Origin of the sequence: Burkholderia sp. BCC1047 (genome assembly GCF_902833155.1) — a bacterium.
GTDB classification, from domain to species: domain Bacteria; phylum Pseudomonadota; class Gammaproteobacteria; order Burkholderiales; family Burkholderiaceae; genus Burkholderia; species Burkholderia sola.
On the sequence record NZ_CADFEH010000002.1, the window covers coordinates 395,672 to 420,860 of the forward strand.

General features: G+C 67.9%; 23 protein-coding genes. 11 read left to right on the forward strand and 12 right to left on the reverse strand.

Annotated features, from left to right (window positions below; all coding sequences use genetic code 11):
• Positions 1 to 18 precede the first annotated feature (18 nt).
• The 3 genes from HWX55_RS03785 to HWX55_RS03795 all read right to left on the reverse strand — a co-directional run bounded on the left by HWX55_RS03785 (position 19) and on the right by HWX55_RS03795 (position 4,751).
• Entirely contained in the window at positions 19 to 1,380 is a 1,362-nt protein-coding gene (locus HWX55_RS03785) for a sigma-54 dependent transcriptional regulator (protein WP_175974056.1), read from the reverse strand.
• Positions 1,370 to 3,256, reverse strand: a complete 1,887-nt coding sequence (locus tag HWX55_RS03790) for an ATP-binding protein (RefSeq protein WP_175974058.1) — start codon at positions 3,254 to 3,256, stop codon at positions 1,370 to 1,372. The genes HWX55_RS03785 and HWX55_RS03790 overlap by 11 nt, the downstream gene beginning before the upstream one ends.
• A gap of 130 nt (positions 3,257 to 3,386) precedes the next feature.
• Positions 3,387 to 4,751 carry a 2-hydroxycarboxylate transporter family protein gene (locus HWX55_RS03795; RefSeq protein WP_175974060.1) on the reverse strand — a complete coding sequence of 455 codons (1,365 nt, stop codon included), beginning with the start codon at positions 4,749 to 4,751 and terminating at the stop codon, positions 3,387 to 3,389.
• 434 nt (positions 4,752 to 5,185) lie between these two features.
• On the opposite strand from HWX55_RS03795, the gene HWX55_RS03800 reads away from it, so the two are divergent.
• From HWX55_RS03800 to zigA, 7 genes are all read left to right on the forward strand, one after another.
• Positions 5,186 to 6,025 (forward strand): MetQ/NlpA family ABC transporter substrate-binding protein, encoded by an 840-nt coding sequence (locus HWX55_RS03800; protein WP_050017324.1) that lies wholly within the window; start codon positions 5,186 to 5,188, stop codon positions 6,023 to 6,025.
• A 10-nt stretch (positions 6,026 to 6,035) separates the two neighbouring features.
• The gene (locus tag HWX55_RS03805; protein WP_175974062.1) at positions 6,036 to 7,448 is read left to right on the forward strand and encodes an LLM class flavin-dependent oxidoreductase; all 1,413 of its coding nucleotides are present in this window, start codon (positions 6,036 to 6,038) and stop codon (positions 7,446 to 7,448) included.
• A gap of 18 nt (positions 7,449 to 7,466) precedes the next feature.
• Positions 7,467 to 8,651, forward strand: a complete 1,185-nt coding sequence (locus HWX55_RS03810; protein WP_175974064.1) for an ATP-binding cassette domain-containing protein — start codon at positions 7,467 to 7,469, stop codon at positions 8,649 to 8,651.
• A complete protein-coding gene (locus HWX55_RS03815) occupies positions 8,644 to 9,300 on the forward strand; it encodes a methionine ABC transporter permease (RefSeq protein ID WP_050017321.1) in 657 nt (218 codons plus the stop codon). The genes HWX55_RS03810 and HWX55_RS03815 overlap by 8 nt, the downstream gene beginning before the upstream one ends.
• Before the next feature lie 52 nt (positions 9,301 to 9,352).
• Positions 9,353 to 10,195 (forward strand): hypothetical protein, encoded by an 843-nt coding sequence (locus HWX55_RS03820; RefSeq protein ID WP_175974066.1) that lies wholly within the window; start codon positions 9,353 to 9,355, stop codon positions 10,193 to 10,195.
• Positions 10,192 to 11,403, forward strand: coding sequence for an acyl-CoA dehydrogenase family protein (locus HWX55_RS03825; RefSeq protein ID WP_175974068.1), 1,212 nt, complete (start codon positions 10,192 to 10,194; stop codon positions 11,401 to 11,403). The genes HWX55_RS03820 and HWX55_RS03825 overlap by 4 nt, the downstream gene beginning before the upstream one ends.
• A 151-nt stretch (positions 11,404 to 11,554) precedes the next feature.
• The gene (zigA, locus tag HWX55_RS03830) at positions 11,555 to 12,763 is read left to right on the forward strand and encodes a zinc metallochaperone GTPase ZigA (RefSeq protein ID WP_175974070.1); all 1,209 of its coding nucleotides are present in this window, start codon (positions 11,555 to 11,557) and stop codon (positions 12,761 to 12,763) included.
• Positions 12,764 to 12,808: 45 nt separating this feature from the next.
• Here the strand turns inward: zigA and HWX55_RS03835 are convergent, their stop codons facing one another.
• Positions 12,809 to 13,273, reverse strand: a complete 465-nt coding sequence (locus tag HWX55_RS03835; protein ID WP_175974073.1) for an Lrp/AsnC family transcriptional regulator — start codon at positions 13,271 to 13,273, stop codon at positions 12,809 to 12,811.
• Between the two features lie 168 nt (positions 13,274 to 13,441).
• On the opposite strand from HWX55_RS03835, the gene HWX55_RS03840 reads away from it, so the two are divergent.
• A complete protein-coding gene (locus tag HWX55_RS03840; protein WP_175974075.1) occupies positions 13,442 to 14,068 on the forward strand; it encodes a LysE family translocator in 627 nt (208 codons plus the stop codon).
• Between the two features lie 32 nt (positions 14,069 to 14,100).
• On the opposite strand, the gene HWX55_RS03845 is transcribed toward HWX55_RS03840, so the two are convergent.
• Entirely contained in the window at positions 14,101 to 14,949 is an 849-nt protein-coding gene (locus tag HWX55_RS03845) for a helix-turn-helix transcriptional regulator (protein WP_175974077.1), read from the reverse strand.
• A gap of 195 nt (positions 14,950 to 15,144) precedes the next feature.
• On the opposite strand from HWX55_RS03845, the gene HWX55_RS03850 reads away from it, so the two are divergent.
• Together HWX55_RS03850 and HWX55_RS03855 are read left to right on the forward strand one after the other, a co-directional pair.
• Positions 15,145 to 16,107: a DUF2167 domain-containing protein gene (locus tag HWX55_RS03850; protein WP_175974079.1), complete on the forward strand. Its 963-nt coding sequence runs from the start codon at positions 15,145 to 15,147 to the stop codon at positions 16,105 to 16,107.
• On the forward strand, positions 16,104 to 16,829 hold the full coding sequence (locus HWX55_RS03855) for a site-2 protease family protein (RefSeq protein WP_175974080.1): 726 nt from the start codon (positions 16,104 to 16,106) through the stop codon (positions 16,827 to 16,829). Before HWX55_RS03850 ends, HWX55_RS03855 begins: the two co-directional genes overlap by 4 nt.
• 66 nt (positions 16,830 to 16,895) lie before the next feature.
• On the opposite strand, the gene HWX55_RS03860 is transcribed toward HWX55_RS03855, so the two are convergent.
• On the reverse strand, positions 16,896 to 18,281 hold the full coding sequence (locus tag HWX55_RS03860) for an MFS transporter (protein WP_050017314.1): 1,386 nt from the start codon (positions 18,279 to 18,281) through the stop codon (positions 16,896 to 16,898).
• A 246-nt stretch (positions 18,282 to 18,527) separates the two neighbouring features.
• Between HWX55_RS03860 and HWX55_RS03865 the strand changes: the two genes are divergently transcribed.
• Entirely contained in the window at positions 18,528 to 20,105 is a 1,578-nt protein-coding gene (locus HWX55_RS03865) for an aldehyde dehydrogenase (NADP(+)) (protein ID WP_089489802.1), read from the forward strand.
• A 69-nt stretch (positions 20,106 to 20,174) separates the two neighbouring features.
• Here HWX55_RS03865 and HWX55_RS03870 read toward each other — a convergent pair whose 3' ends face one another.
• The 6 genes from HWX55_RS03870 to HWX55_RS03895 all read right to left on the reverse strand — a co-directional run bounded on the left by HWX55_RS03870 (position 20,175) and on the right by HWX55_RS03895 (position 25,173).
• Complete coding sequence (locus HWX55_RS03870) at positions 20,175 to 20,489, reverse strand: high-potential iron-sulfur protein (protein WP_175974082.1); 315 nt, start codon at positions 20,487 to 20,489, stop codon at positions 20,175 to 20,177.
• 99 nt (positions 20,490 to 20,588) lie between these two features.
• A complete protein-coding gene (locus HWX55_RS03875; RefSeq protein ID WP_175974084.1) occupies positions 20,589 to 20,930 on the reverse strand; it encodes a cytochrome C oxidase subunit IV family protein in 342 nt (113 codons plus the stop codon).
• Positions 20,931 to 20,938: 8 nt separating this feature from the next.
• Positions 20,939 to 21,646: a heme-copper oxidase subunit III family protein gene (locus HWX55_RS03880; RefSeq protein ID WP_175974086.1), complete on the reverse strand. Its 708-nt coding sequence runs from the start codon at positions 21,644 to 21,646 to the stop codon at positions 20,939 to 20,941.
• Complete coding sequence (locus HWX55_RS03885; RefSeq protein ID WP_175974088.1) at positions 21,643 to 22,254, reverse strand: cytochrome c oxidase subunit 3; 612 nt, start codon at positions 22,252 to 22,254, stop codon at positions 21,643 to 21,645. The genes HWX55_RS03880 and HWX55_RS03885 overlap by 4 nt, the downstream gene beginning before the upstream one ends.
• Entirely contained in the window at positions 22,251 to 24,005 is a 1,755-nt protein-coding gene (gene ctaD, locus HWX55_RS03890; protein WP_175974090.1) for a cytochrome c oxidase subunit I, read from the reverse strand. The genes HWX55_RS03885 and ctaD overlap by 4 nt, the downstream gene beginning before the upstream one ends.
• A gap of 13 nt (positions 24,006 to 24,018) precedes the next feature.
• Positions 24,019 to 25,173 carry a c-type cytochrome gene (locus HWX55_RS03895; protein ID WP_175974092.1) on the reverse strand — a complete coding sequence of 385 codons (1,155 nt, stop codon included), beginning with the start codon at positions 25,171 to 25,173 and terminating at the stop codon, positions 24,019 to 24,021.
• Positions 25,174 to 25,189: the final 16 nt, after the last annotated feature.

The window sequence follows — 25,189 nt, forward strand, 5'->3', positions numbered from 1 at the left end:
TGCGTGTCCTCGTGCGCGTCATTCGCCGCCGTCGGCCGCCGCGTCGCCGCGCGCGGGAATCCGCAGGTTGCGCAGCTTGTGATAGAGCGTTTTCTTCGGCATGCCGAGCGCCTCGCTCGCGTCCGCGACGTTGCCGTTGTGACGCCGCAGCATGTCCTCGATCAGCATTCGCTCGAAATACGCGAGCTGCTCCGCGAGCGTGCTGCCGGCCGTCGGCGTGCCGCCGGACGACAGCAGGCTGTCGCCGGTCAGCCCGAGCACGAAGCGGTCGGCCACGTTCTGCAGCTCGCGCACGTTGCCGGGCCACGCGTGCGTCATCAGTTCGGACACCTGCGCGGCGGTGACGACCGGCGCCGGCTGCCCGAAGCGCCGCGCGGCCGCGAGCACGAAATGCTCGAACAGCAGCGGCACGTCCTCGCGCCGCTCGCGCAGCGGCGGCAGCTCGATCTGCGCGACGTTGAGGCGATACAGCAAGTCCGCGCGGAAACGCCCGTCGGCCGCGAGTTCGGCGAGATCGGCCTTCGACGCGGCCACCACGCGGCAGTCGACCGGAATCAGGTCGTTCGCGCCGAGCCGCTCGACCACGCGCTCCTGCAGCACGCGCAGCATCTTGATCTGCAGCGCGATCGGCATCGTCTCGATCTCGTCGAGGAACAGCGTGCCGCCATCCGCCCATTCGATCTTGCCGATGCGCCTCTTGATCGCGCCGGTGAACGCGCCGGCCTCGTGGCCGAACAGCTCGCTCTCGAAGATCTGCTCGGGCAGGCCGCCGCAATTCAGCGCGACGAAATGCGCGTCGCGCCGGCCGCCGAAGTCGTGCAGGCTGCGCGCGATCAGCTCCTTGCCGGTGCCCGTCTCGCCGGTGATCAGCACCGACACCGACGTATCGGCGAGGCGCAGGATCTTCTTGCGCACGTCGGCCATCGCGGGCGACTTGCCGAGCACGAACGCCTCGATGCCCTGCCAGTTGTTCAGCGCCGCGCGCAGCCCCTGCACCTCGAGCGTCAGCCGGCGCTTCTCGACCGCGCGCGCGACGCGGCCGGCGATCACGTCCGACGAAAACGGCTTCTCGATGAAGTCGTACGCGCCGACCTGCATCGCGCCGACGGCCGTCGAGATGTCCGCATGGCCGCTGATCAGCACGACCGGAATCTGCGCATCGATGGCCATCACGCGGTCGAGCAGTTGCAGCCCGTCGATGCCCGGCATCCGCACGTCCGACACGATCACCACCGGCGCGCCGGGCGCGACGTGCGCGAGCGCGTCGGCAGCCGACGCGAACGCGTCGACCGGGAACCCGGCGAGCGCGACGGCCTGCTCGACGCCGATCCGGACGTTCTCGTCGTCCTCGACGACCAGCACGCGAATCTCATCTTCCATGCTCTGTCCTTTGTTGCGGCGTCGCCGCCGCGAATTCGATGGTGAACTGCGCGCCGCCTTCGTCGCGGTTCGTCGCGGCGATCTTCGCGCCGAACGCCTCGACGATGCGCGACGTGATCGCGAGGCCGAGCCCGAGGCCCTGGCCGCGCGGCTTGGTCGTGACGAACGGCTCGAACAGGTGCGGCAGCACGTCGGGCGCGATGCCGGCGCCGCTGTCGGCCACCGTGAAGCGCACGCGGCCGTCCTCGTCCGGGCCGGCCGCGTCGATGACGATGCGGCGCACCGGTGCGTCGTGGACCGCGTCGAGCGCGTTGCCGAGCAGGTTCACGATCACCTGCTGCAACTGGCTCGATTCGGCCGAGACCGTCGTGCCGGGCGCGATGTTGACGTCGAGCCGCACGCCTTCGTCGCGAATCCGCGCATCGTAGATGAGCCGCGCATGCGCGACGGCCTCGTTCAGCGACACCGCGACGCGCTCGACGTCGGGCTTGCGCGCGAAGGTCTTCAGTTCGCCCGTGAGCACGGCCATGCCGTCGACCAGCTTGCCGACTCGTTCGAGATTCGCGAGCGCCGGCGCCGGCTGGCCGCGTTCGAAGAACGTGCGCGCGTTGTCGCACAGCGTGCGGATCGCGACGAGCGGCTGGTTCAGCTCGTGCGTGAGGCCGGCGGCCATCTGCCCGAGCACCGCGAGCTTGCCCGCGTGCACCACTTCCTGCTGCGAATCGCGCAACCGCTGCTCGGTGCGTTCGCGTTCGTCGATCTCGCGCTGCATCCGCTCGTTCGCGGCCGTCAGCGCGGCCGTGCGCTGCGCGACGGTCAGTTCGAGCCGGTCGTTCGCGCGGCGCAGCGTGTCCTGCGCGCTCAGTCGCGCGAGGATCGCCCGGCGGCGCTGGATCGCATAGCCGACCAGCAGCGCGACGATCAGGAACGCGCCGGTGACGAACACGAACGCCGTCTGCTGCTGGCGCCGCGCGCCCGCGATGTCGAGCAGCACCATCAACGAATCGCCGCCCTGCGGCGCGGGGCGCGACATCACGAGATAGCGCGTGGTGCGGCCGGCGTGGCGCGGATCGGGGAAGGTGCCGAACCACGCGGCCGAGCTGCGGTCGCCGATGCGGCGATAGGGCAGCGCGTCGACGGTGCGGCCCGCGTACTGGCGCGACGCCTGGATGTCGCGCTGCTGCTGCGCGGTGATCGGGCGCAGCGCGGTGAATTTCCACGCGGGCTCGGTCGAGATCACGACCACGCCGTTGCTGTCGACGACCAGCGCGGCGACGCCCGGCGCGCGCCACGCCGATTCGAGCGGGTCGACGCTGATCTTCACGGCGGCCACGCCGATCGGCGCGCCGTCGCTGCGCACCGCGCTCGCGAAGTAGACGCCGGGCACGCCGGTGTTGGTGCCGATGCCGAAGAAGCGGCCGCTGCCGCGCGCGAGCGCGTCCTTGAAGTACGGCCGGTACGACACGTTGGTGCCGACGAAGCTGATCGTCTCGTTCCAGTTGCTTGCGGCGATCACGTCGCCTTGCAGATCGATCACGTCGACCGCGCCGCTGCCCGCGTCGCGATTCACGGCTTCGAGGTAGGTGTTCACCGCATGCACGAGCGCGGGTGCGTCGTTCGGCGCGGCTTTCAGCATCGCGCGCACGCCGTCCTGCCGCGCGACCAGGCCGGGCAGGATCTCGAAGCGGCCGAGCTCGCTTTTCAGGCTCGACGCGTACAGGTCGAGCCGGTGCGCGCCGGCTTCCTCGAGCGCGTCGATCGCGCGTTCCCATGCGAAATCGACGGCCGCGCCGGCCACGCCGACATACAGCACAGCGGCCGATGCCCAGCCCCACCACGGGATTCCCTTGAAGCTCTTCTGCACGTTCGCCCTCATCGAAGCCGCAACCGGCCGTCCGCTACCGGCCGTCCGCAATCGCCCGCCCGGAACGACGCGCGCCGCGCGCCGGCAGAGCCGGCGGCGGCGCGTGCGAGGCAGCCGGCGCGACGGTGCGCGCGGCCGCGCGTTATCCGAAGTGCGCGACCAGGATCAGCGTCACCGTGACGACGATCGCGCCGCCGATGCGGGTGGCGATCTGCGCGAACGGCATCAGCTGCATCCGGTTCGCGGCGGTCAGGATCGCGACGTCGCCGGTGCCGCCTTGCCCGCTGTGGCAGGCGTTCACGATTGCGGTGTCGATAGGGTACATCTTCAGCAGGCGGCCGACCACGAAACCGGTGCCCATCAGCGTCGCGACGGTCGACACGATCGTGACCACGTTGACGATCGTGAACGCGGCGGTCAGCTTGTCCCACGGCGTCATCGCGACGCCGATCGCGAACAGCAGCGGATACGTGACGGCGGTCGAGAAGAACTTGTAGACGACGAACGCGCCTTCCTGCAGCGGCGGCGACACCGCGCGCGCGAGCTTCACCAGCACCGCGAGGAACAGCATCGCGACCGGCGCGGGCAGGCCGAACAGCTTGTGGGCCATCAGGCCGACGAGGTACAGCGTGATCGCGGTGATGCCGGCGCCCGCGATGTGCGTGACGTCGACGTGGCCGCGGATCTCCTCGCTTTGCGGCGTCATGTCGCCGCTTTCGCCGACCTGCAGGCGGCCGTTGCCGGTCAGGTGCGGCAGGCGCTTGCCGAGCATGTCGAGCGCACCCGACAGGATGATCGCGGTCAGGCTGCCGAGCATCACCGGCGGCAGCACCATCGCGAACATCTCGCCCTGCGGCAGGTGCATCAGTTCCGAATAGCCGATCGACAGCGGAATCGCGCCTTCGCCGACGCCGCCCGCCATGATCGGCACGACGATGTACAGCAGCGTGTGGCGCGCGCCGAGGCCGAGCGCGGTGCCGACCGCCGTGCCGACGATCGCCGCGGCGACCGAACCGGCTGCGAGCGGAATGAAGATCTTCACGAAGCCCTGGATCAGCACGCGGCGATCCATGCTCAGGATGCTGCCGACGATGATCGACGCGATGAACAGGTACAGGAAGTTGGTCGACTTCGTGAATTCGACCGTGAGGTTCAGCACCGGCTTCGGCAGCACGTGGTAGTACGTGAGCGCGGACGGCACGAAGGTCGCGAAGATCGCGGCCGCGCCGATGTTGCGCAAGAGCGGCAGGCGCTTGCCGAGTTCCGCGCAGGTGAAGCCGAAGAACGCGAGCACGGCGATCGCCATCGAGATTTCGCCGGGCACCTTGCCCGTCACCGCGAAGCCGACGATCAGCCCGAACAGGATCACGTAGACCGGCAGCGGAATGATGCCGATGCGGATTTCCATCAGCTTCCACCAGCCTTCCGGCCAGAAGCGTTCGCGCGTGGCGGGACCGGCTGCCGCAATCGGCTCGGGATGGGACGGGGTATGGATAGAGGTCTGCAAGACGTGTCTCCTGATGTTTGGAATGCCTGCATTGCTTCGCGGCATCGTGTGCCGTCTATTACGCAACCCCCATGCCAGAATTCCGAAGCGCCGGAATATTTTTAATCCATTGATTCATAAGGGATTTATTTCGTCTGCGGAAACGGTTTTCCGCGCGGGCTGGCCGAGATTTCGGAATTCCCGCGGCGGCGAGGCCGAGATTTCGGCCTGACGGCGGCCCGGGCGCCCGGCCATGCCAGCCGCCCGCGGTACCGCCCGCCATATCGCCGCGCGCGATTTTCTTCGCACAATCGCTTCGTAGACCGCCTCCCCGCCGCTCTCTATCATCGGCTGATCTTTTTCCGACGTGACGACGACTGTCCGGAGAACGCCCGCGCGTTCGCCGCGGCTTCGCTCATCCGTCGATACCGTCTTTGGACAGGAGAGTGGTTCCCATGCTGCATCCCGTGTTTTCCGCCCGCTTTTCCGCCGGCCGTGTGGCCCGCCTCGCCCGCCTGCTGACGGCCGCGCTGCTCGGCGTCGTGCTGCTGAACGGCGCGCGCGCCGACACCGCGCCGCTGAAGGTCGGCATCTCGACCAGCCCGCAGATCGAGGCGCTGAAGATCGCCGCGAAGGAGGCGAAGGAGCAGGGCCTCGACGTGAAGATCGTCGAATTCACCGACTGGAATACGCCGAACGCGGCGCTCGCGAACAAGGACATCGACGTCAACTACTTCCAGCACATCCCGTTTCTCGAGAACGCGAAGAAGCAGGGCGGCTACAACTTCATCTCGATCGCGCCCGGCACGATCATGAAGATCGGTCTCTATTCGAAGAAGGTGAAAAGCTTCGCCGAGCTGAAGGACGGCGCGCGCGTCGCGATCGCGAACGATCCGGTCAACGGCGGGCGCGGGCTGTTGCTGCTGCAGCGCGCGGGGCTCATCACGCTGAAGCCGGGCGCCGACTACCGCGCGACGACGCACGACATCGTCGCCAATCCGAAGCACCTGAAGATCATCCCGCTCGAAGCGTCGCAGCTCGCGCGCTCGCTCGACGACGTCGACCTCGCGCAGGGCTACCCGAGCTTCATCAAGCTCGCCGGCACGACCGACCCGAACAGCGCGCTGCTGTTCGACGGCACCGAGAACAAGAACTTCGCGATCCAGTGGGTCGTGCGGCCCGAGAGCGCGAACGATCCGCGCATCCGCAAGTTCATCTCGATCTACCAGCACTCGCCGGCGGTGCGCAAAGCGCTCGACAACGCGTTCGGCTCGCTGTACGCGATCGCATGGTGACGGAGGCGGCATGACGACGGCGAACCGCAAGAAGATCCTGCTCAACGCGTTCAACATGAACTGCGTCGGGCACATCAACCACGGGCTGTGGACGCATCCGCGCGACCGCTCCGCGCACTACACCGATCTCGACTACTGGGCCGATCTCGCGAAGACGCTCGAACGCGGCAAGTTCGACGGGATCTTTCTCGCGGACATCGTCGGCGTGTACGACGTGTTCGGCGGCGGGCCCGACGCCGCGCTGCGCGAATCGGTGCAGGTGCCCGTCAACGATCCGCTGCTGCTCGTGCCCGCGATGGCGCAGGTCACGCGGCATCTCGGCTTCGGCGTGACCGCGAACCTGACCTACGAGCCGCCGTACCTGTTCGCGCGCCGCATGTCGACGCTCGATCATCTGACGAAAGGGCGCGTGGGCTGGAACATCGTCACCGGCTACCTCGACAGCGCCGCGCGCGGGATGGGCCTCGCACAGCAGATCGGCCACGACGACCGCTACGAGCGCGCCGACGACTACATGGACGTCGTCTACAAGCTGTGGGAACAGAGCTGGGACGACGATGCGGTGATCCGCGACGCGCAGGCACGCGTGTTCGCGCAGCCGGGCAAGGTGCGGCGCGTGAAGCACGACGGGCCGTTCTATTCGATCGATGCGATCCATCTGAGCGAACCGTCGCTGCAACGCACGCCGGTGCTGTACCAGGCCGGCTCGTCCGCGCGCGGCGTCGAGTTCGCGGGCCGTCACGCGGAATGCGTGTTCGTGAACGGGCAGAGCAAGGCCGCGGCGCGCGCGGCGGCGCTCGACATCCGCGCGGCCGCCGCGCGGCAGGGGCGCGACCCGGCTTCGATCAAGATCTTCGCCGGCGTGAGCGTCGTGACGGCCGAGACCGAATTGCTCGCCCGCGAAAAGTTCGACGAATACCGGCGCTACGCGAGCCCCGAAGCCGGCCTCGCGCATTTCGCGAGCTCGACCGGCATCGATTTCGCGAAGTACGGCCTCGACGAGCCGATCTCGTACGTGAAGACCGATTCGATCCAGTCGGCCGTCGATGCGATCTCGAAGAAGAGCACGACCGGCACGTGGACCGTGCGCCGGATGCTCGAACAGATGTCGCTCGGCGGCCGCTATGCGCCGATCGTCGGTTCGCCGTCGCAGGTCGCGGACGAACTGCAGGCGTGGATCGACGAGACCGGCATCGACGGCTTCAACCTGACGCGCACCGTGATGCCCGAGTCGTTCGAGGATTTCGTCGACTGGGTCGTGCCCGAGCTGCAGAACCGCGGCGTCTACAAGGAAGACTACGACCCCGCGTCGACGCTGCGCGAGAAGCTGTTCGGCGCCGGCCCGCGCCTGCCCGCCTGGCACACCGGCGCGCAGCACCGGCCGGCGGCCGCAGCCGAACCCGCGCATCCCGCGCATGCCTGAACGTGACGGAGCGAAGCGATGACGCAATTGTTCGATACGCTGGGTTTCATCGAGGCATCGGCCGTGCGCGCCGGCGCCGGCGTCGGTGCGGCGGCGCATGACGAAACGGCCGTGCCGGCCGACGGCGCGGCCGTGTCGCTGGAGCAGGTCGGCAAGGTGTTCGCGACGCCGCGCGGCCAGGCCGCCGCGCTGCGCGACGTGACGCTCGACGTGCGGCGCGGCGAGGTGTTCGGGATCATCGGCCGCAGCGGCGCGGGGAAGTCGACGCTGCTGCGCCTCTTGAACGGCCTCGAACGGCCCAGCTCGGGCCGCGTGCGCGTGCAGGGCGTCGACGTCGGCGCGCTCGACGAGGATGGCCTCGTCGCGTTGCGGCGCCGCACCGGCATGGTGTTCCAGCATTTCAACCTGCTGTCCGCGAAGACGGTGTTCGAGAACGTCGCGCTGCCGCTGAAGATCGCCGGCGTGCCGAAGGCCGAACGCGTGCGCAAGGTCGACGCGCTGCTCGATCTCGTCGGGCTCGCCGCGAAGCGCGATGCGTACCCGGCGAGCCTGTCGGGCGGGCAGAAGCAGCGCGTCGGCATCGCGCGGGCGCTCGTGCACGATCCCGAGGTGCTGCTGTGCGACGAAGCGACGTCGGCGCTCGATCCGGAAACCACGCAATCGATCCTCGCGCTGCTCGCGGACATCAACCGTCGTCTCGGGCTGACGATCGTGCTGATCACGCACGAGATGGAGGTGATCCGCGCGGTATGCGACACGGTCGCGGTGATCGAACAGGGCGAAGTCGTCGAAACGGGCCCGGTGTGGCGCGTGTTCGGCGATCCGCGCCATGGCGCGACGCGCGCGCTGCTGAGCACGCTGCAGCACGACCTGCCGGCCGAACTGGCCGCGCGCGTGCGGCCGCTGCCCGAGCAGGCCGCGCTGCCTGACGGCGCGCAGATCGTGCTCGACGTCCGCTATACGGGCGAGAGCGGCGGCGAACCGGACGTCGGCGCGCTCGCGGCGGCGCTCGGCGGCTCCGTGCGGTTCCTGCACGGTGGCATCGAGAGCATCCAGGGGCATGCGCAAGGGCGGCTCGTGATCGCCGCGACGCCGCGTGCCGATGACGCCGGCCCGTCGGCCACGCGCGGCGGCGCGGTCGCCGCGCTGCTCGAACGTGCGCGCCGTCATGCGAATCATGCGGAGGTGCTCGGCTATGTTTGAGCTCTGGTGGCCCGAACTGCTCGACGCGATCCGCGACACGCTGTCGATGGTCGCCGCGTCGGCCGCGATCGCCGCGCTGATCGGCATCCCGCTCGCGGTGATCCTCGTGACCACCGCGCCCGGCGGCATCTACGCGCGGCGCGGCGTGAACGCGGTGCTCGGCGCGCTCGTCAACGTGTTCCGCTCGACGCCGTTCATCATCCTGCTGGTCGCGCTGCTGCCGTTCACGCGCATCCTGATCGGCACGACGATCGGCGTATGGGCGGCCGTCGTGCCGCTGTCGATCGCCGCGATCCCGTTCTTCGCGCGGATCGCCGAAGTGAGCCTGCGCGAAGTCGATCGCGGGCTGATCGAGGCCGCGCTCGCGATGGGCGCGAAGCGCCGCCACATCGTGTGGCACGTGTTGCTGCCCGAAGCGCTGCCCGGCATGCTCGGCGGCTTCACGATCACCGTCGTCGCGCTGATCGGCTCGACCGCGATGGCGGGCGCCGTCGGCGCGGGCGGCCTTGGCGATCTCGCGATCCGCTACGGCTATCAACGTTTCGACACCACCGTCATGGCGACCGTGATCGTGATCCTGATCGCGCTCGTCTCGGCCGTGCAAATCACGGGCGACCGCCTGGTCCGACGCGTGACCCGGCGAACCTGAGCGACGCCACAAGCGTCCGCTCGCTTCATTCCTGATCCTGAGAGAAAAAACCATGACCTTGCCCATCGGCGCGCCGCGCGAATGGAACGGACAATTCGAGGAAGCGCTGTTTCTGCAGGTGGCGCGACGCCATCGCCCGGACTTCCCCGACAAGGTGGCGACGCCGCCGCGCGAGCCGCGCAACGGCGACGAGCTGGCTGCCGTCGCGGACTACTACACGAAGATGGCGTCGCACGACCTGTTCATTGTGCAGGTCGTCGCGAAGGCGATCGACACGCTGTTCCGTGACGATCCGCATTTCCAGCTGATCTTGTCGCGCCAGTTGGGCGACGACGGCGCGCACGCGGTGATTGGCCGTGAGCGCGTGACCGAACTCACGGGGCGCGATCCGCTGCCGGAAGTCGACCGCCTCGTCGCCGCGCACTGGGCGCGCATCGGCGATATCGCGGTGCGCGACGTCGCGGGCTTTCTCGCGTTCGAATGGCATTACGAGTTGCACATCCTCGCGAAGCTGTGGATTCAGCGCAAGACCGGTCGCATCGGCGACAGCGCGATGCGCGAGCACGGCGAGAACCGGATTCGCCCGGACGAGGAATGGCATCGCGTGCAGATCGTCCAGTGGTGGTTCGACACGCTACAGGCGCTGCCGGTGGCCGAGCGCGACGCGCTGATCGATCGCGTGATCGCGGCCGACGAGGAAACCCAGGCACGGCTCGACGGCTATCTGCACGACGAGTACGCGCATACCGCACTGGTGTTCGGCGCGGATATCGCCGAATATCGTGCGATCTACGACGACTGGCGGCGCGAGATCCTGTCGCGGCTGACCGGCCGCCAGCTTGGCGCGCTCGTCCCGCTGTCGGGCGAAACCGTTGAACAGGAAGCTGTCGCATGAACGATCCACGCGGCCCGGCGACGCTGGCGCCGGATACCGATACACCGGCCGTCGACCGCGCCGCGCTGGCACGCGCGATCGATGCGCTGCGCGTGAGCGCCGCCGAGCGCGACCGCGCCGGCGGTCATGCGGCGCAGGAGAAGCAGTGGCTCGCCGACGCGGGCTTGCTGACGCTCGCGGTGCCGCGTGCGTTCGGCGGGCAGGAAGCGGCGTGGCCCGCGATCTACGACGTGATCCGGCAGGTCGCGCGGGTCGACAGCGCGCTCGCGCATCTCGTCGGCTTCCAGTGTCTGCAGGTGGTGAGCGTCGACGTGTGGGGCAGCGCCGCGCAGCGCGAGCGCTATCTGCGCGGCACGGTCGACGGGCGCTGGTGGTGGGGCAACGCGGTCAATCCGCTCGACACGCGGCTCGTCGCCACGGCGACGCCCGACGGCGGCTACCGGCTCGACGGCGTGAAGGGCTTCTGTTCCGGCACGCGCGGCTCGCAGCGGATGACGGTGTCCGCGCACGACCCGGCGATCGGCCGCACCGTGTTCGGCGTGGTGCCGACAGATCGGGCCGGGATCACCGTCAACGACGACTGGGATCCGGTCGGCCAGCGTCAGACCGACAGCGGCAGCGTGCGCTTCGACGGCGTGATACTCGCGGCGGACGAGGTGCTGCACCGCTCCGAGACCGCGCCGACGCCGCGCGCGACGCTGCGCACACTCGTGTCGCAGCTCGTGCTGACGAACCTGTTCGTCGGCCTGGCGGAAGGCGCGCTGGCCGAGGCGCGCGACTACGTGCGGCAGCATGGCCGCCCGTGGATTCACTCGGGCGTCGAGCGGGCCGAAGACGATCCGTACACGCTGCAGCGCTTCGGCGACATGCGCGTGCGCGCGGTTGCGGCGGCGGCGCTGGCCGATCGCGCGGCCGGCGCGTTGCAGCACGCGTGGGTGCGGCAGGATGCGCTGACGGCCGACGAACGCGCTGAAGTCGCGCTCGCGGTATCGGAAGCGAAGATCGTCGCGCAGCGCGCGGCGCTCGACAACGGCGAGGCGCTGTTCGATGCGTGCGGCGCGCGCGCGACGGCCGCGTCCCTGGGCCTCGACCGCTTCTGGCGGAATGCGCGCACGCATACGCTGCACGATCCGCTCGACTATCGGTTGCGCGATGTCGGCCGGTTCGCGCTGACCGCGGAACTGCCGCCGGCGTCGCTCTATACCTAATTGGCGGCGGGGCAGTACCGGCACGGCGCCGCGTACTGCCTTCGCTGTCGCCACATCGATGAACGGCCTGCTGGACGTTCGAAATGATATGTTATATCGTATCGATACAATATATCATTTCATCCTCAACGTCCTGTTCCGGAATCGCCCGATGAGCCCCGCCTTTCATCCGTCCACGCGCCTTCCCGTGACCGTCCTGTCCGGCTTTCTCGGCGCCGGCAAGACGGCGCTGCTCAACCACATCCTCAATAATCGCGAGGGCCGGCGCGTCGCGGTCATCGTCAACGACATGTCGGAGGTCAACATCGACGCGGCGCTCGTGCGCGACGGCGGCGCGGGGCTGTCGCGCACCGACGAGAAGCTGGTCGAGATGAGCAACGGCTGCATCTGCTGCACGCTACGCGAGGATCTGCTGATCGAGGTCGACCGGCTCGCGCGCGAAGGGCGCTTCGATCAGCTCGTGATCGAATCGACCGGCATCTCGGAGCCGCTGCCGGTGGCCGAGACGTTCACGTTCGAAGGCGAGGACGGCCGTAGCCTTGGCGAAGTCGCGCGGCTCGACACGATGGTGACGGTGGTCGACGCGTTCAATTTCCTGCGCGACTACGCGTCGCGCGACAGCCTGCAAGCACGCGGCGAATCGATGGGCGACGAGGACGCGCGCACGGTCGTCGATCTGCTGATCGACCAGATCGAATTCTGCGACGTGCTCGTGATCAACAAGATCGACCTGATCGACGTCAGCGCGCGCGAGCGGCTGATCGCGCTGCTGCGCGGGCTGAACCCGCGTGCGCGGATCGAGATCGCCGAGTTCGGCAAGGTGCCGCTCGAGCGCGTGCTCGACACCGGGCTGTTCGATTTCGACGCGGCGTCGCGCGCGCCGGGCTGGCTGCAGGAGATGCGCGGCACGCATACGCCGGAGACCGACGAATACGGGATCCGCAGCTTCGTCTATCGCGCGCGGCGGCCGTTTCATCCGCAGCGCTTTTTCGATCTCGTCGAAAGCGAATGGCCGGGCGTCGTCCGCTCGAAGGGATTCTTCTGGCTGGCCACGCATCCGACCGTCGCCGGTTCGTGGTCGCAGGCTGGCGCGGTCGCGCGGCACGGGCCGGCCGGCCACTGGTGGGCGGCCGTGCCGCCCGAGCGCTGGCCGCGGGACGCGGAAGCCGTCGCGCAAATCCGTGCGCGCTGGGACGAGCACGTCGGCGATGCACGGCAGGAACTCGTGCTGATCGGCATGGACATGGACGAGCCGGCGTTGCGCGCGCGCTTCGACGCGTGTCTGCTGACCGACGCCGAGATGGCCGCCGGCCCGGAACACTGGACCGCATGGGACAACCCGTTTCGCGACTGGACCTGACCTGGACGCGCTGCCCGCATCGATCCGGATGGCGTTTCCCGACACCTAGATCGGTAGCCGCATCGTCTGCTTGATGCGCTTCAGCGGGATCTCGGTTTCGACGTTGCGTACGCCTTCGATCTGCGTGAGCGTCTCCATCTGGAAGCGCTGATAGTCGTCGAGATCCTTCGCGATCACGCGCAGCAGATAGTCGTAGCTGCCGGCCATCAGGTGGCATTCGAGTACTTCGGGCGCCTGCTCCATCTCGCGCGCGAAGCGTTCGACCGTCGTCTTGTCCTGGCGCTCCAGCGTGACGCGGACGAATGCCGTGAAGCGCAGCTCGACGGCTGCGGGGTTCAGCAGCGCGACGTACGCATCGATCACGCCCTGTTCCTCGAGCAGGTGAACCCGACGCAGGCACGGTGTGGGCGAGAGCCCGGCCTGTTGCGCGATGTCGGCGTTCGTCTGGTTCGAATTCTGCTGCAACGCACGCAGGATGCGTCGATCGATCGCGTCCAGTTTGATTGGCATTTTTGGCTATCAATGAAGTTGATATTGGAGAATAACGCCAAATGTGACTCCAAAAATAGCCGGGTTTGCATCCAATCTCCACGGAAAATTCCCGATAATCTGACGACTGCCCCGGCCCGGAAGCGCGCGATTCCCGCCCGCCGCGGCGCCGCTCTCAGGAGATTCCCGATGCCGCACGTCGCCTGGTTGCCGTTCATGGCCACCTCCCTTCTGATCATCCTGACGCCCGGCCAGGACATGGTGCTCGTGATGTCGTGCACGCTGTCCGGCGGCACGCGCGCAGGCCTCGTGACCGCCGCGGGCGTCAGCGTCGGGCTGCTCGTCCACACGATGCTCGCGACGCTCGGGCTGGGCGCGCTTCTTCAGGCATCCGAATGGCTGTTCACCGCACTGAAGGTGATCGGCGCGCTGTACCTGCTGTATCTCGGCATCACGCTGTTGCGTTCGTCGGGCGAATTGACGCTCGCGGGCAGCGGCGCCGCGCCGGAATCGCGGCTCCGGACGTTCGCGCAAGGCGCGCTGTCCAACGTGTCGAATCCGAAGGTCGCGCTTTTCTACCTGGCGTTTCTGCCGCAATTCGTTCCGGCGGGCGCCGCGCACCCGATGTTGTCGCTGTTCGTGCTGGGCGCGACGTTTGCCGGCCTGACGTTTCTCGTCAAGGGGCCGGTCGCGCTGTTCGCCGGCCTGCTGTCGGCGTCGATTCGCCGCAACCCGCGCATCCTGACGCGCATGCATCGCGTCAGCGGCATGGTCCTGCTGGCGCTGGGCGTGAAGCTCGCGCTCGAACGCCGCTGATCGCGGCCACCGTGCCGGCACGCCTGCAGGCTCTACTCCGCCGGCAACGCCTCCGCCAGCGCCCGCATCGCCTCCACCGTTTCCGGGTTCGCCGGAAAGAACGCCTCGATCGCGAGTTCCGACAGCGTCACGTCGACCGGCGTGCCGAACACCGTCGTCGTACTGAAGAACGTCAGCTCGCCGTGCGTCGTGCGTAGCCGCAGCGGCACGGCGATATCCGCGAAATCGGTGCGCGCGTGCGAATCGTCGGGCTGCCCGGCCGGCGCCGGATACGCGGCGAACTCGTCGCGCAGCGCATGCAGCGTGCGGTCGCCGCTCGCATCGATTTGCCGCTGCAGCCGATGCAGGATATGCGCGCGCCATTCGTGCCAGTTGACGATCTGCGACGCGAGACCGTCCGGATGCAGACTCAGCCGCAGCACGTTGACGGGCGGCTGCAGCAGCGCCGGATCGGCCTGCGCGACCAGCGCGCCGAGCATCCGGTTCGCCGCAAGCAGCGTCCAGTGGCGGTCCACCGCGAGCGCCGGATAAGGCTCGTGCCCGCGCAGCACGGCTTCGACCGCGTGACGCGCGGCATCCAGCTGCGGGTCCGAAAACGGCCGTTCGCGAAACAGCGGCGCGAAGCCGGCCGCGACGAGCAGCGCATTGCGTTCGCGCAGCGGCACGTCGAGGCGTTCGGCGAGATGCAGCACCATCTCGCGGCTCGGCTGCGCGCGACCCGATTCGACGAAGCTCAGGTGCCGCGCGGACACTTCCGCGTCGAGCGCGAGCGCCATCTGGCTCAGGCGTCGGCGTTGCCGCCACGTGCGCAGCAGCGGGCCGATGCCGGACGCACGGCCGGCGGACGGAGGGGGCGATGGGAGGGCAGCGGTCGAGTTCATGGGGAAGATGATAGGCAATCCCGCGCGTCTTCGGCATTACCTGCGAGGTAAGCATCGCGCCGCGCCCGGTCGCGTGCAGCCGCTGCGTTACCATAGCGCCCGTGCCACCTGAGAGGCGGCGCCGGACCCGCGACGACAACGCATCGGCCGGCCGCCGCGCACATCGACAACAAGGCATTCCAGGGGAATCCAACAATGAAAAAACTTGCCGTCCGGCTCGCCTGCGTGGCGACGCTCGCACTCGCCGCGACCAGCGGCCACGCGCAGACCGAAGCTGCGCAGGTCGAAATGAGGGCCGCCGCCGCGGCCGCCAACGAAGCGGTCGTCAAGGGGCCGACCGACATCGACATCAAACACGAAGCCGTGCTGAAGCTGAAGGCCGGCGAATCGTTCGTGCCGGCCGCCGAAGCCGGCCGCTACCTGCGCTCGATGGGCAACGCGATCGACGAGGCGAAGCTGGTCGGCCTCGTGCTGCCCGACGATCCGGACGCCGACTGGATCTCGGTCGTGTCGTTCGAGCCGAGCGGCTACATCCGCGACGACGACGCGAAGGACTGGAAGCCCGACGAGCTGCTGAAAAGCCTGCAGGCCGGCACCGAGGAAAACAACCCGGCGCGCAAGGAGCGCGGCCTGCCCGAAACCGAGGTGGTCGGCTGGGCGAAGGCGCCCGCCTACGACGCGGCCACGCACCGGCTCGTGTGGTCGGCGATCATTCGCGACAAGGGCGCGGCGCCGAATGCCGCGAACGACGGCGTGAACTACCGGACGCTCGTGCTCGGCCGCGACGGCTACCTGTCGCTGACGATGGCGTCGACGCTCGCCGACCTGCCGAAGTACAAGGCGTCGGCCGACGAGTTGCTGTCGAACATTCGTTTCAACGATGGCAAGCGCTATGCCGACTTCAACCAATCGACCGACCACGTCGCCGAGTACGGGCTCGCGGCGCTGATCGTCGGCGTCGGCGCGAAAAAGCTCGGCCTGCTCGCGCTGATCGGCGCGTTCGCGGTGAAGTTCTTCAAGATCGGCGCGGTTGCGCTGCTGGCCGGCGGCGCGGCGCTCAAGCGCTTCTTCGGGCGCAAGCCGAAGGCGGCCGCGGTGCCGGCCGTCGCCGACGCATCCGATACGGCTGATGCAGCCGCCACGGAGCGCAAGGAATGACGAAGCTGCTGCTGCTGATCTTCGGCGGCCTGAAGCTCGGCAAGGTGCTCATATCGGCGGGCACGATGCTCGCGTCGATCGCGGTCTATGCGCTGTTCTACGGCTGGCGTTTCGCGGCCGGCTTCGTCGCGTTGCTGCTGGTGCACGAAGCCGGCCACTACGTCGCCGCGCAGCGGCGCGGGCTCGACGTCGGGCTGCCGACCTTCATCCCGTTCGTCGGCGCATGGATTCAGTTGAAGGAAATGCCGCACGACGCGGAAACGGAAGCGTACGTCGGGCTCGCCGGGCCGTTCGTCGGCACGCTCGGCGCGCTGGCCTGCTACGCGGCCGCGCGGCACACCGACAGCAACCTGCTGCTTGCGCTGTCGTACACGGGGTTCTTTCTCAACCTGTTCAACATGATTCCGCTGTCGCCGTTCGACGGCGGGCGGATCACCGCGGTGCTGTCGCCGCGCATCTGGTTCGCGGGCGTGCCGGTGCTGATCGCGCTGTTCGCGTATCGGCCGAGCCCGCTGCTGATCGTGATGGCGATCCTCGCGCTGCCGCAGTTGAAGCGCGCGTGGCGCTACGATCCCGACGCGCCGGAGAACCGCATGTATTACGCGACGTCGATCGAGACGAAAACGACCTACGCGCTCTGCTACGTCGGCCTGCTCGCGTTCCTCGCGCTGATGACGTCCGGCGTGCACGACATGCTGAGCGTCGTGCATGGGTCGACATGACGCCGATCCGATGCAAAAAAACGGCGGCCGCGTAAAAGGCGGCCGCCGTTTTTCAATGGTCGAACGTCACGCGTCGCGATGACGCAGTTCGACGCGCTTGATGTCCTTCACGATCACGAGATAGCTGAACACGGTGACGAGCGCGTTCAGCCCGACGAACACCAGTGCGCCGTTGAACGAGCCGCTCGCGCCGACGAGATAGCCGATCGCGATCGGCGCGACGATGCCCGCCGTGTTGCCGAACATGTTGAACAGGCTGCCCGACAGGCCGATCGCTTCCTTCGGTGCGGTATCCGCGACGACGGCCCAGCCGAGCGAGCCGATCCCCTTGCCGAAGAACGACACGGCCATCAGCATGATGACCAGCGCTTCGCTGTCGACGTAGTTGCAGCCGATGATCGTCATCGACAGCAGCATCCCGCCGACGATCGGAATCTTGCGCGCGAGCGTCAGCGATACGCCGCGGCGGATCAGCGCGTCCGACAGCATCCCGCCGAGCACGCCGCCGAGGAACCCGCAGATCGCCGGCAGCGACGTCATGAAGCCGGCCTTCAGCAGCGACATCCCGCGCGCCTGCACGAGGTAGATCGGGAACCACGTGAGGAAGAAGTACGTGAGCACGTTCACGCAGTACTGGCCGAGGTACACGCCAATCAGCATCCGGTTCGACAGCAACTGGCGCACGTAGTACCAGCCGGCCACGCGGCTGCCCTCGGAAGCGCCGCCGCCGCTGCCGCGCGCGCCGCCCGTCGACCGCACGAGACCGCCACCCTGCTCGATATGATCGAGTTCCGCGCGGTTCACGGCCGGATGGTCGGCCGGGTCCTTCACGACGCGCAGCCACAGGAACGCGAGCGCGATGCCGGCCAGACCCAGCCACAGGTACACATGGTGCCAGCCGTACGCATGCGTGAGCCAGGCCATCAGCGGCGAGAACACCACGGCCGCGAAGTACTGCGCGGCGTTGAAGATCGCCGACGCGGTGCCGCGCTCGGCGGTCGGAAACCAGCTCGCGACGACCTTCGCGTTCGCCGGGAACGCGGGCGCCTCCGCGATGCCGACCGCGAAGCGCATCGCGAACAGCGCGGCGACCGCGAACGCGGCGCTGCCGCCGAGGCCGATCGTGCTCTGCAACAGCGTGAACGCCGACCACAGGAAGATGCTCGCCGCATACACGCGCCGCGCGCCGAAGCGGTCGAGCAGCCAGCCGCTTGGCAGTTGCGCGAGCACGTACGCCCAGCTGAACGCCGAGAAGATGTAGCCCATCGTCACCGGATCGATACCAAACGCCTTGCGGATCGGCGTGCCGGTGATCGACAGCGTCGCGCGGTCCGCATAGTTGAGCGTCGTGACGACGAACAGCATCGCCAGGATCCAGTAACGCACCGCGGTTCGACGCGCGGTGCGCGCGAGGTCGAGTGGAAGATCGCGAGGGGAGGACGGATTGCGCATTTTAAACGTACGTCGTCGTATAACATGGCCGAAAGTGTATTGACAATGCACGCATTCAGAAACCTCGGGTTTTCCCTTTAAAGTACGCGTCACAATATGGGAATGTCGCGATTTACTGGCCGGACAACGCGCACCGGTGTATCGTCCGCGCCCTCGCAGGCGGCGAGAATGATGCAATGCCGTCGGCAGACATCGTATCTGTTGCGTTACAATGAGCCATCCATTCCCGAACCACGGAGCACACCCATGCAACTGACAGGAGAGATGCTGATCGGCGCCGAAGCGGTGGCCGGCTCGGCAGGCACCTTGCACGCGTTCGACCCGACGAAGGGCGCGCCGATCGAGGCCCCGGCGTTCGGCGTCGCGACGCAGGCCGACGTCGACCGCGCGTGCGAACTCGCACGCGACGCGTTCGATGCGTACCGTACGCAGCCGCTCGCGGCCCGCGCGGCGTTTCTCGAAGCGATCGCCGATGAGATCGTCGCGCTCGGCGATGCGCTGATCGAGCGCGCGCACGCCGAAACGGGCCTGCCCGTCGCGCGGCTGCAGGGCGAGCGCGGCCGCACCGTCGGCCAGCTCCGGTTGTTCGCGCGCGTCGTGCGCGACGGGCGCTTCCTCGCCGCGTCGATCGATCCCGCGCAGCCGGCACGCACGCCGCTGCCGCGCTCGGACCTGCGGCTGCAGAAAGTCGCGCTCGGGCCCGTCGTCGTATTTGGCGCGAGCAATTTCCCGCTCGCGTTCTCGGTGGCCGGCGGCGATACCGCGTCGGCGCTCGCGGCCGGCTGCCCGGTGATCGTGAAGGCGCACGAAGCGCACCTCGGCACGTCCGAGCTGGTCGGCCGCGCGATCCGCGCCGCGGTCGAGAAAACCGGCATGCCGGCCGGCGTGTTCTCGCTGCTGGTCGGCCCCGGCCGCGTGATCGGCGCGGCGCTGGTCAGCCATCCGGCGGTCCAGGCGGTCGGTTTCACCGGGTCGCGGCAGGGCGGGATGGCGCTCGTGCAGCACGCGAACGCGCGCCCGCAGCCGATTCCCGTCTATGCGGAAATGAGCAGCATCAACCCGGTCGTGCTGTTCCCGGCCGCGCTGGCCGCGCGCGGCGACGCGATCGCGACGGGCTTCGTCGATTCGCTGACGCTCGGCGTCGGTCAGTTCTGTACGAATCCGGGCCTCGTGCTCGCGATCGACGGCCCCGATCTCGACCGTTTCGAATCCGTCGCCGCGCAGGCGCTCGCGAAGAAGCCGGCCGGCGTGATGCTGACGCACGGCATCGCCGACGCGTATCGCAATGGCCGCGGCAAGCTGGCCGAATTGCCGGGCGTGCGCGAAATCGGCGCGGGCGAGGCCGCGCAGACCGACTGCCAGGCGGGCGGCGCGCTGTATGAAGTGGGCGCGCAGGCGTTCCTGGCCGAGCCGGCGTTCAGCCACGAGGTGTTCGGGCCGGCGTCGCTGATCGTGCGCTGCCGCGATCTCGACGAAGTCGCGCGCGTGCTCGACGCGCTCGAAGGCCAGTTGACGGCCACGCTGCAAATCGACGCCGACGACAAGCCGCTCGCGCGCCGGCTGCTGCCGATCCTCGAGCGCAAGGCCGGCCGCCTGCTGGTCAACGGTTACCCGACCGGCGTCGAAGTGTGCGATGCGATGGTGCACGGCGGGCCGTTCCCCGCGACGTCGAACCCGGCCGTCACGTCGGTCGGCGCGACCGCGATCGAGCGCTTCCTGCGGCCGGTGTGCTATCAGGACTTCCCGGACGACCTGCTGCCCGAAGGGCTGCGGGAAGGCAATCCGCTCGCGATTCCGCGGCTGCGGGACGGCAAGGCGGAGTGATGGGGCGGGACGGCTGAACGGATCGTTTTCGTTTCGGCGGCTGCAGGTGCCGCCGCCACGCCGTCCCTGCTACGCCTTTTTCGCGTAGGCGCTGCACCAGCCTTTTGCATTGACCTGCTTGCCGCTGAAAATGCTGCACGGCGCCATCGCGACGCCGGGCTTACCCTGGAAGAACTGGCAGCTCGCACAGGCCTGGCCCGCCTGAAATTGCGGGAACTTCGCATGGTCGACCCGGCTCGCATCCGTCTTGTAACCGAGGGCTTGGGCATTTGCATCGGACTCCTGCACGGCCGCGGCCTCTGCCGACGCCGCGCGGCGTCCCAGCGATAGCGCGGATACCAGAGCGGTGGTGGTCGCAATAAAACGTCGGCGTGAAAATTTCATGGCGTTCTCCTTCATGTTGGCGTGAACGGATTGCCCGACGTCGTCCGGCCCATCGTGATGCGACGCATGCGTCGCCGGACGAAGCGGGCAGCGAATGAATCAGTGGAAGAAGAGCGTCCGCATGCCGAAGGTGTGATGCGCTTCGGCGGCCATCAGCACCATGAGCACCAGCAGGCACAGAGGCGGTATCAGGATCGCGTACACCAGCGCCAGCCGCTCCCACATCATGTGCATGAAAATCGACACGATCAGCCCGGCCTTCGCGATCATGAACACGACGATCAGCGTCCAGCGCAGCAGGCCGTGCACATGGAAGTAATCCACCAGGTACGACATCGTGCTCAGCACGAACAGCAGGCCCCAGATCTTCAGGTAGAGACCGATCGGATGCTGCTGGCCGTGCGCGGCGTCGGGTCGACGGCCGGAATCGGTGTGGTCCATGATCTGCCTCACCACAAATAGAACAGCGCAAAGATGAACACCCACACCAGGTCGACGAAGTGCCAGTACAAGCCGGCAATCTCGACGATCTGGAAGTTGCCGTGCTCGATGAACCCCGGCCGAAGGATCTTGCGCGCGATCAGCAGCAGGTAGATCACGCCGCAGGTCACATGAAAGCCGTGGAACCCGGTGATCATGAAGAAGCACGCGCCGAACTGCGCGGCGCCGAGCGGGTTGCCCCACGGGCGGATGCCTTCATGGGTGATCAGCTTGGTCCATTCGAAGGCCTGCATCGACACGAAGGTCGCGCCCAGCAGCGCGGTCGCCAGCAACAGGGCGGCGGCGCGCGTTGCGTCGCGCCGGTAGCCGAAATTGACGGCCATCGCCATGGTGCCGCTGCTCGTGATCAGCGTGAACGTCATGATCGCGATCAGCAGCAGCGGCACTTCCACTCCGCCCACGGTGAGCCCGAACACCCTGGAAGGGTCGGGCCACGGCACGGTGGTCGACATGCGCACCGTCATGTAGCCGATCAGGAAGCTGCTGAAGACGAAGGTGTCCGACAGCAGGAAGATCCACATCATCGCCTTGCCCCACGGCACCTTGAAGGCGGCGCGGTCGGCCGACCAGTCGGTGACGATGCCGCGCCAGCCGTCGGGCCCGGCATCGGTGGCCGCGGACGCGGCGGACTCGGGGGGCAGCGTGGGCGAGGTCATGGCGCGACTCCATACGACGGCCCGCAGATGGCCGCGATGATCGCGGGGGTGAGCCACGACATCGCCGCCAGCAGCACGAGCCAGACAGCCAGCAGGAAATGCCAGTACATCGCGCACAGCGTGATGGCCCGCTGGGCCCGGAACGGGTCCGCGCGCCGCAGATGCGCGATCGTCACCGCCCAGGCCGCGAGCCCGCCCAGCACGTGCACGCCGTGCAGGCCGGTGAGCAGGTAGAGAAAGCTGTTGGAAGGATTGACGGCGACGGTCTGCCCGGCCGCCGCCAGCATGCGCCATGCGATCAGTTGCCCGATCACGAACACGGCCGCCAGCACGCCGCCGGCCGCCAGCCACGCCGCGCGGTGCAAGGTCATCTGCCGCGCACGCTGCATGGCGATGCTTGCCAGCACCAGCGCGCCGGTGTTCCACCACAGCAGCGCCGGGTGCGGAATCGGCTGCCAGTCGGGCTCGCGCATGCGCATGCCATAGGCGAGCAGCAACAATGAAAACAACGCCGTCGCCACCGCCATGAAGACGAACAGGCCGATGCGGCTCGCATTCGGCAAGACCGGGCGCGAGTCGGGAACGAAGGGGCGTGGCAGCGTGGTCATTCGCGCACCTCGCCGGGTTGCAGCGTCGGGCGGGCCGGTTCAGGCGCCGTCTCGGGCGGCTGGTTTTGCGGGACGAAGTCTTCCTCGCGCCCCGGCGGGCTGTATTCGTACGCCCAGCGATAGACGACCGGCAGCTCGGCGCCCCAGTTGCCGTGCGCGGGCGGCGTTTGCGGCGTCTGCCATTCCAGCGTGGTGGCCCGCCACGGGTTGCCGTCGGCGCGCTTGCCGCGCACGAGGCTCCACGCCAGGTTGTAGAGGAACAGCAACTGCGCGACCGCGACGATCAGCGCAACGATCGTGATGAACGCGTTGAGAGTTTGCGCCGAATGGGGAATGAAGCTGTAGCCCTCATACGCGTAATACCGCCGCGGCATGCCCATGAGGCCGAGATAGTGCATCGGGAAGTAGATCGCATAGGTGCCGACGAAGGTGATCCAGAAGTGCGCGCGCCCGAGCCGGTCGTCGAGCATGCGGCCCGTTACCTTCGGATACCAGTGGTAGATGCCGCCGAATACCACGAGGATCGGCGATACGGCCATTACCATGTGGAAGTGCGCGACCACGAAGTACGTATTCGACAGCGGAATGTCCACGCTGACGTTGCCGAGGTAGAGTCCGGTCAGTCCGCCCAGCACGAAGGTGCTGATGAAGCCGATCGCGAACAGCATCGGCACGGTCAGATGGATATCGCCGCGCCACAGCGTCAGCACCCAGTTGTAGACCTTGAGGGCGGTCGGGACGGCGATGATGAGCGTGGTGGTGGCGAAGAAGAAGCCGAAGTACGGATTCATGCCGGAGATGAACATGTGGTGCGCCCAGACCACGAAGCTCAGTACGCCGATGATGACGATGGCCCACACCATCATCCTGTAGCCGAAGATGTTCTTGCGCGCGTGCGTGCTGATCAGATCCGACACGATGCCGAAGGCCGGCAGCGCGACGATGTAGACCTCCGGATGCCCGAAGAACCAGAACAGGTGCTGGAACAGCAGCGGGCTACCGCCGGCATGCTTGAGCGTCTGCCCCATCGACACCACGGCCGGCATGAAGAAGCTGGTGCCGAGCGTCCTGTCGAGCAGCATCATCACCGCCGACACGAACAGCGCCGGAAACGCCAGCAGCGCCAGGATGGTCGCGACGAAGATGCCCCACACCGTGAGCGGCATGCGCATGAGCGTCATGCCGCGCGTGCGCGCCTGCAGCGTGGTGGTGACGTAATTCAGGCCGCCCATCGTGGCCGCGACGATGAAGATCGCCAGCGACACCAGCATCAGCACGATGCCCCATTCCACGCCCGGCGTGCCCGGCAGGATGGCCTGCGGCGGATACAGCGTCCACCCCGCGCCGGTCGGCCCGCCCGGCACGAAGAAGCTCGCCACCAGCACCAGCACGGCCAGCAGGTAGACCCAGAAGCTCAGCATGTTGAGAAACGGGAACACCATGTCGCGCGCGCCCAGCATCAGCGGGATCAGGTAGTTGCCGAAGCCGCCCAGGAACAGCGCGGTCAGCAGGTAGATCACCATGATCATCCCGTGCATGGTGACGAACTGGTAGTAATGGTTGGCGTCGATGAAACTGAACTTGCCGGGAAAGCCGAGCTGCAACCGCATCAGGTCCGACAAGACGAGGCCGACCAGGCCGATGGCGATGGCCGTCAGCGCATACTGCACGGCGATGACCTTATGGTCCTGGCTCCAGACATAGCGGGTCCAGAAGCCGTGCGGGACGTGATCGGTGTGCGCGTAGGTCATGGCGTCTGCTCCGCTAGGGCTGGGGATTGGCCGCGCTGCTGGCGGCCGGGCCGCCTTGCGATTCGATGTAGGTCACCAGCGCGGTCAGCTCCGGCTCGCTCAGGTCGAAATGCGGCATGATCGGCGCGTAGCCCTTCACGACGCGGGCCGTCGGGTTGCGGATGAAGGCGCGCAGATAGGCTTCGTCCACCTTCGCGGTGCTGCCGTCGGCCATCGTTTCGGTCTTGCCGTACAGGCCCTTCCAGGTCGGGCCGACGCGCGGGCTGCCGTCCACGGTATGGCAGGCGAAACAGCCCTTGGCCGCCGCGAGCGCCTTGCCCTGGTCAGCCAGCGCCTGCGCGCTGCCGCTTGCCGTGGCCGCCGCGGCCTGCACCCTGGCCTGCTGCCGCTGCGCGAACGTGCTCTGCTGCGCCAGCCAGCGCGAGAACGCTGCTTCGTCTTCCACCACCACCACGCCGCGCATGTTGGAATGCCCGATCCCGCAAAGCTGCGCGCACAGGATGTCGTAACGCCCGGCCTTGGTCGGCGTGAACCAGAAGGTGGTCACCATGCCGGGCACCATGTTCATGCGCGCACGGAACGGCGGTACGTAGAAGTCGTGCAGCACGTCGCGCGAGCGTGCGAGGACCTGGATCGGCCGGTTCAGCGGCAGGTGTACCTCGGGCGTCTCGATCAGGTAATTGTCACGGCCGTCGGGGTCGGCGGGGTTCAGGCCGAACGGGTTGTCGTTGCTGATGTAGCGCACGTCCGTCGTGCCCAGCTTGCCGCCGGCGCCGGCGAAGCGGAAGCGCCATTGCCATTGCTGGCCGACCACCTCCATCCGCAGCACGTCGCGCGGCGGCTGGATGTAGTCCGCATAGACGAAGAGGCCCGGCGCCAGCAACGCCGCCACGCCGGCGGTGGTGAGGCCGATCAGCCACCATTCCAGCCGTCTGTTGTGGGGCTCGTAGGCCGCGCGATGCCCGCCGCGGTGGCGGTAGCGCACCAGTGCGATCACGACGAACAGGTTGATCGCGATGAAGAACGCGCCGGTGATGACGATCGTGATCGTCAGCATGTCGTCCATGCGCACCCAGTTCGACGCGATCGGCGTGATCCACCAGGGACTGGCAAAGTGGAACCCCACCGCCACCAGGACGATCAGGACCAGGGCAATCGCAAGCGCCATAAGCCGCCTCGCCGCA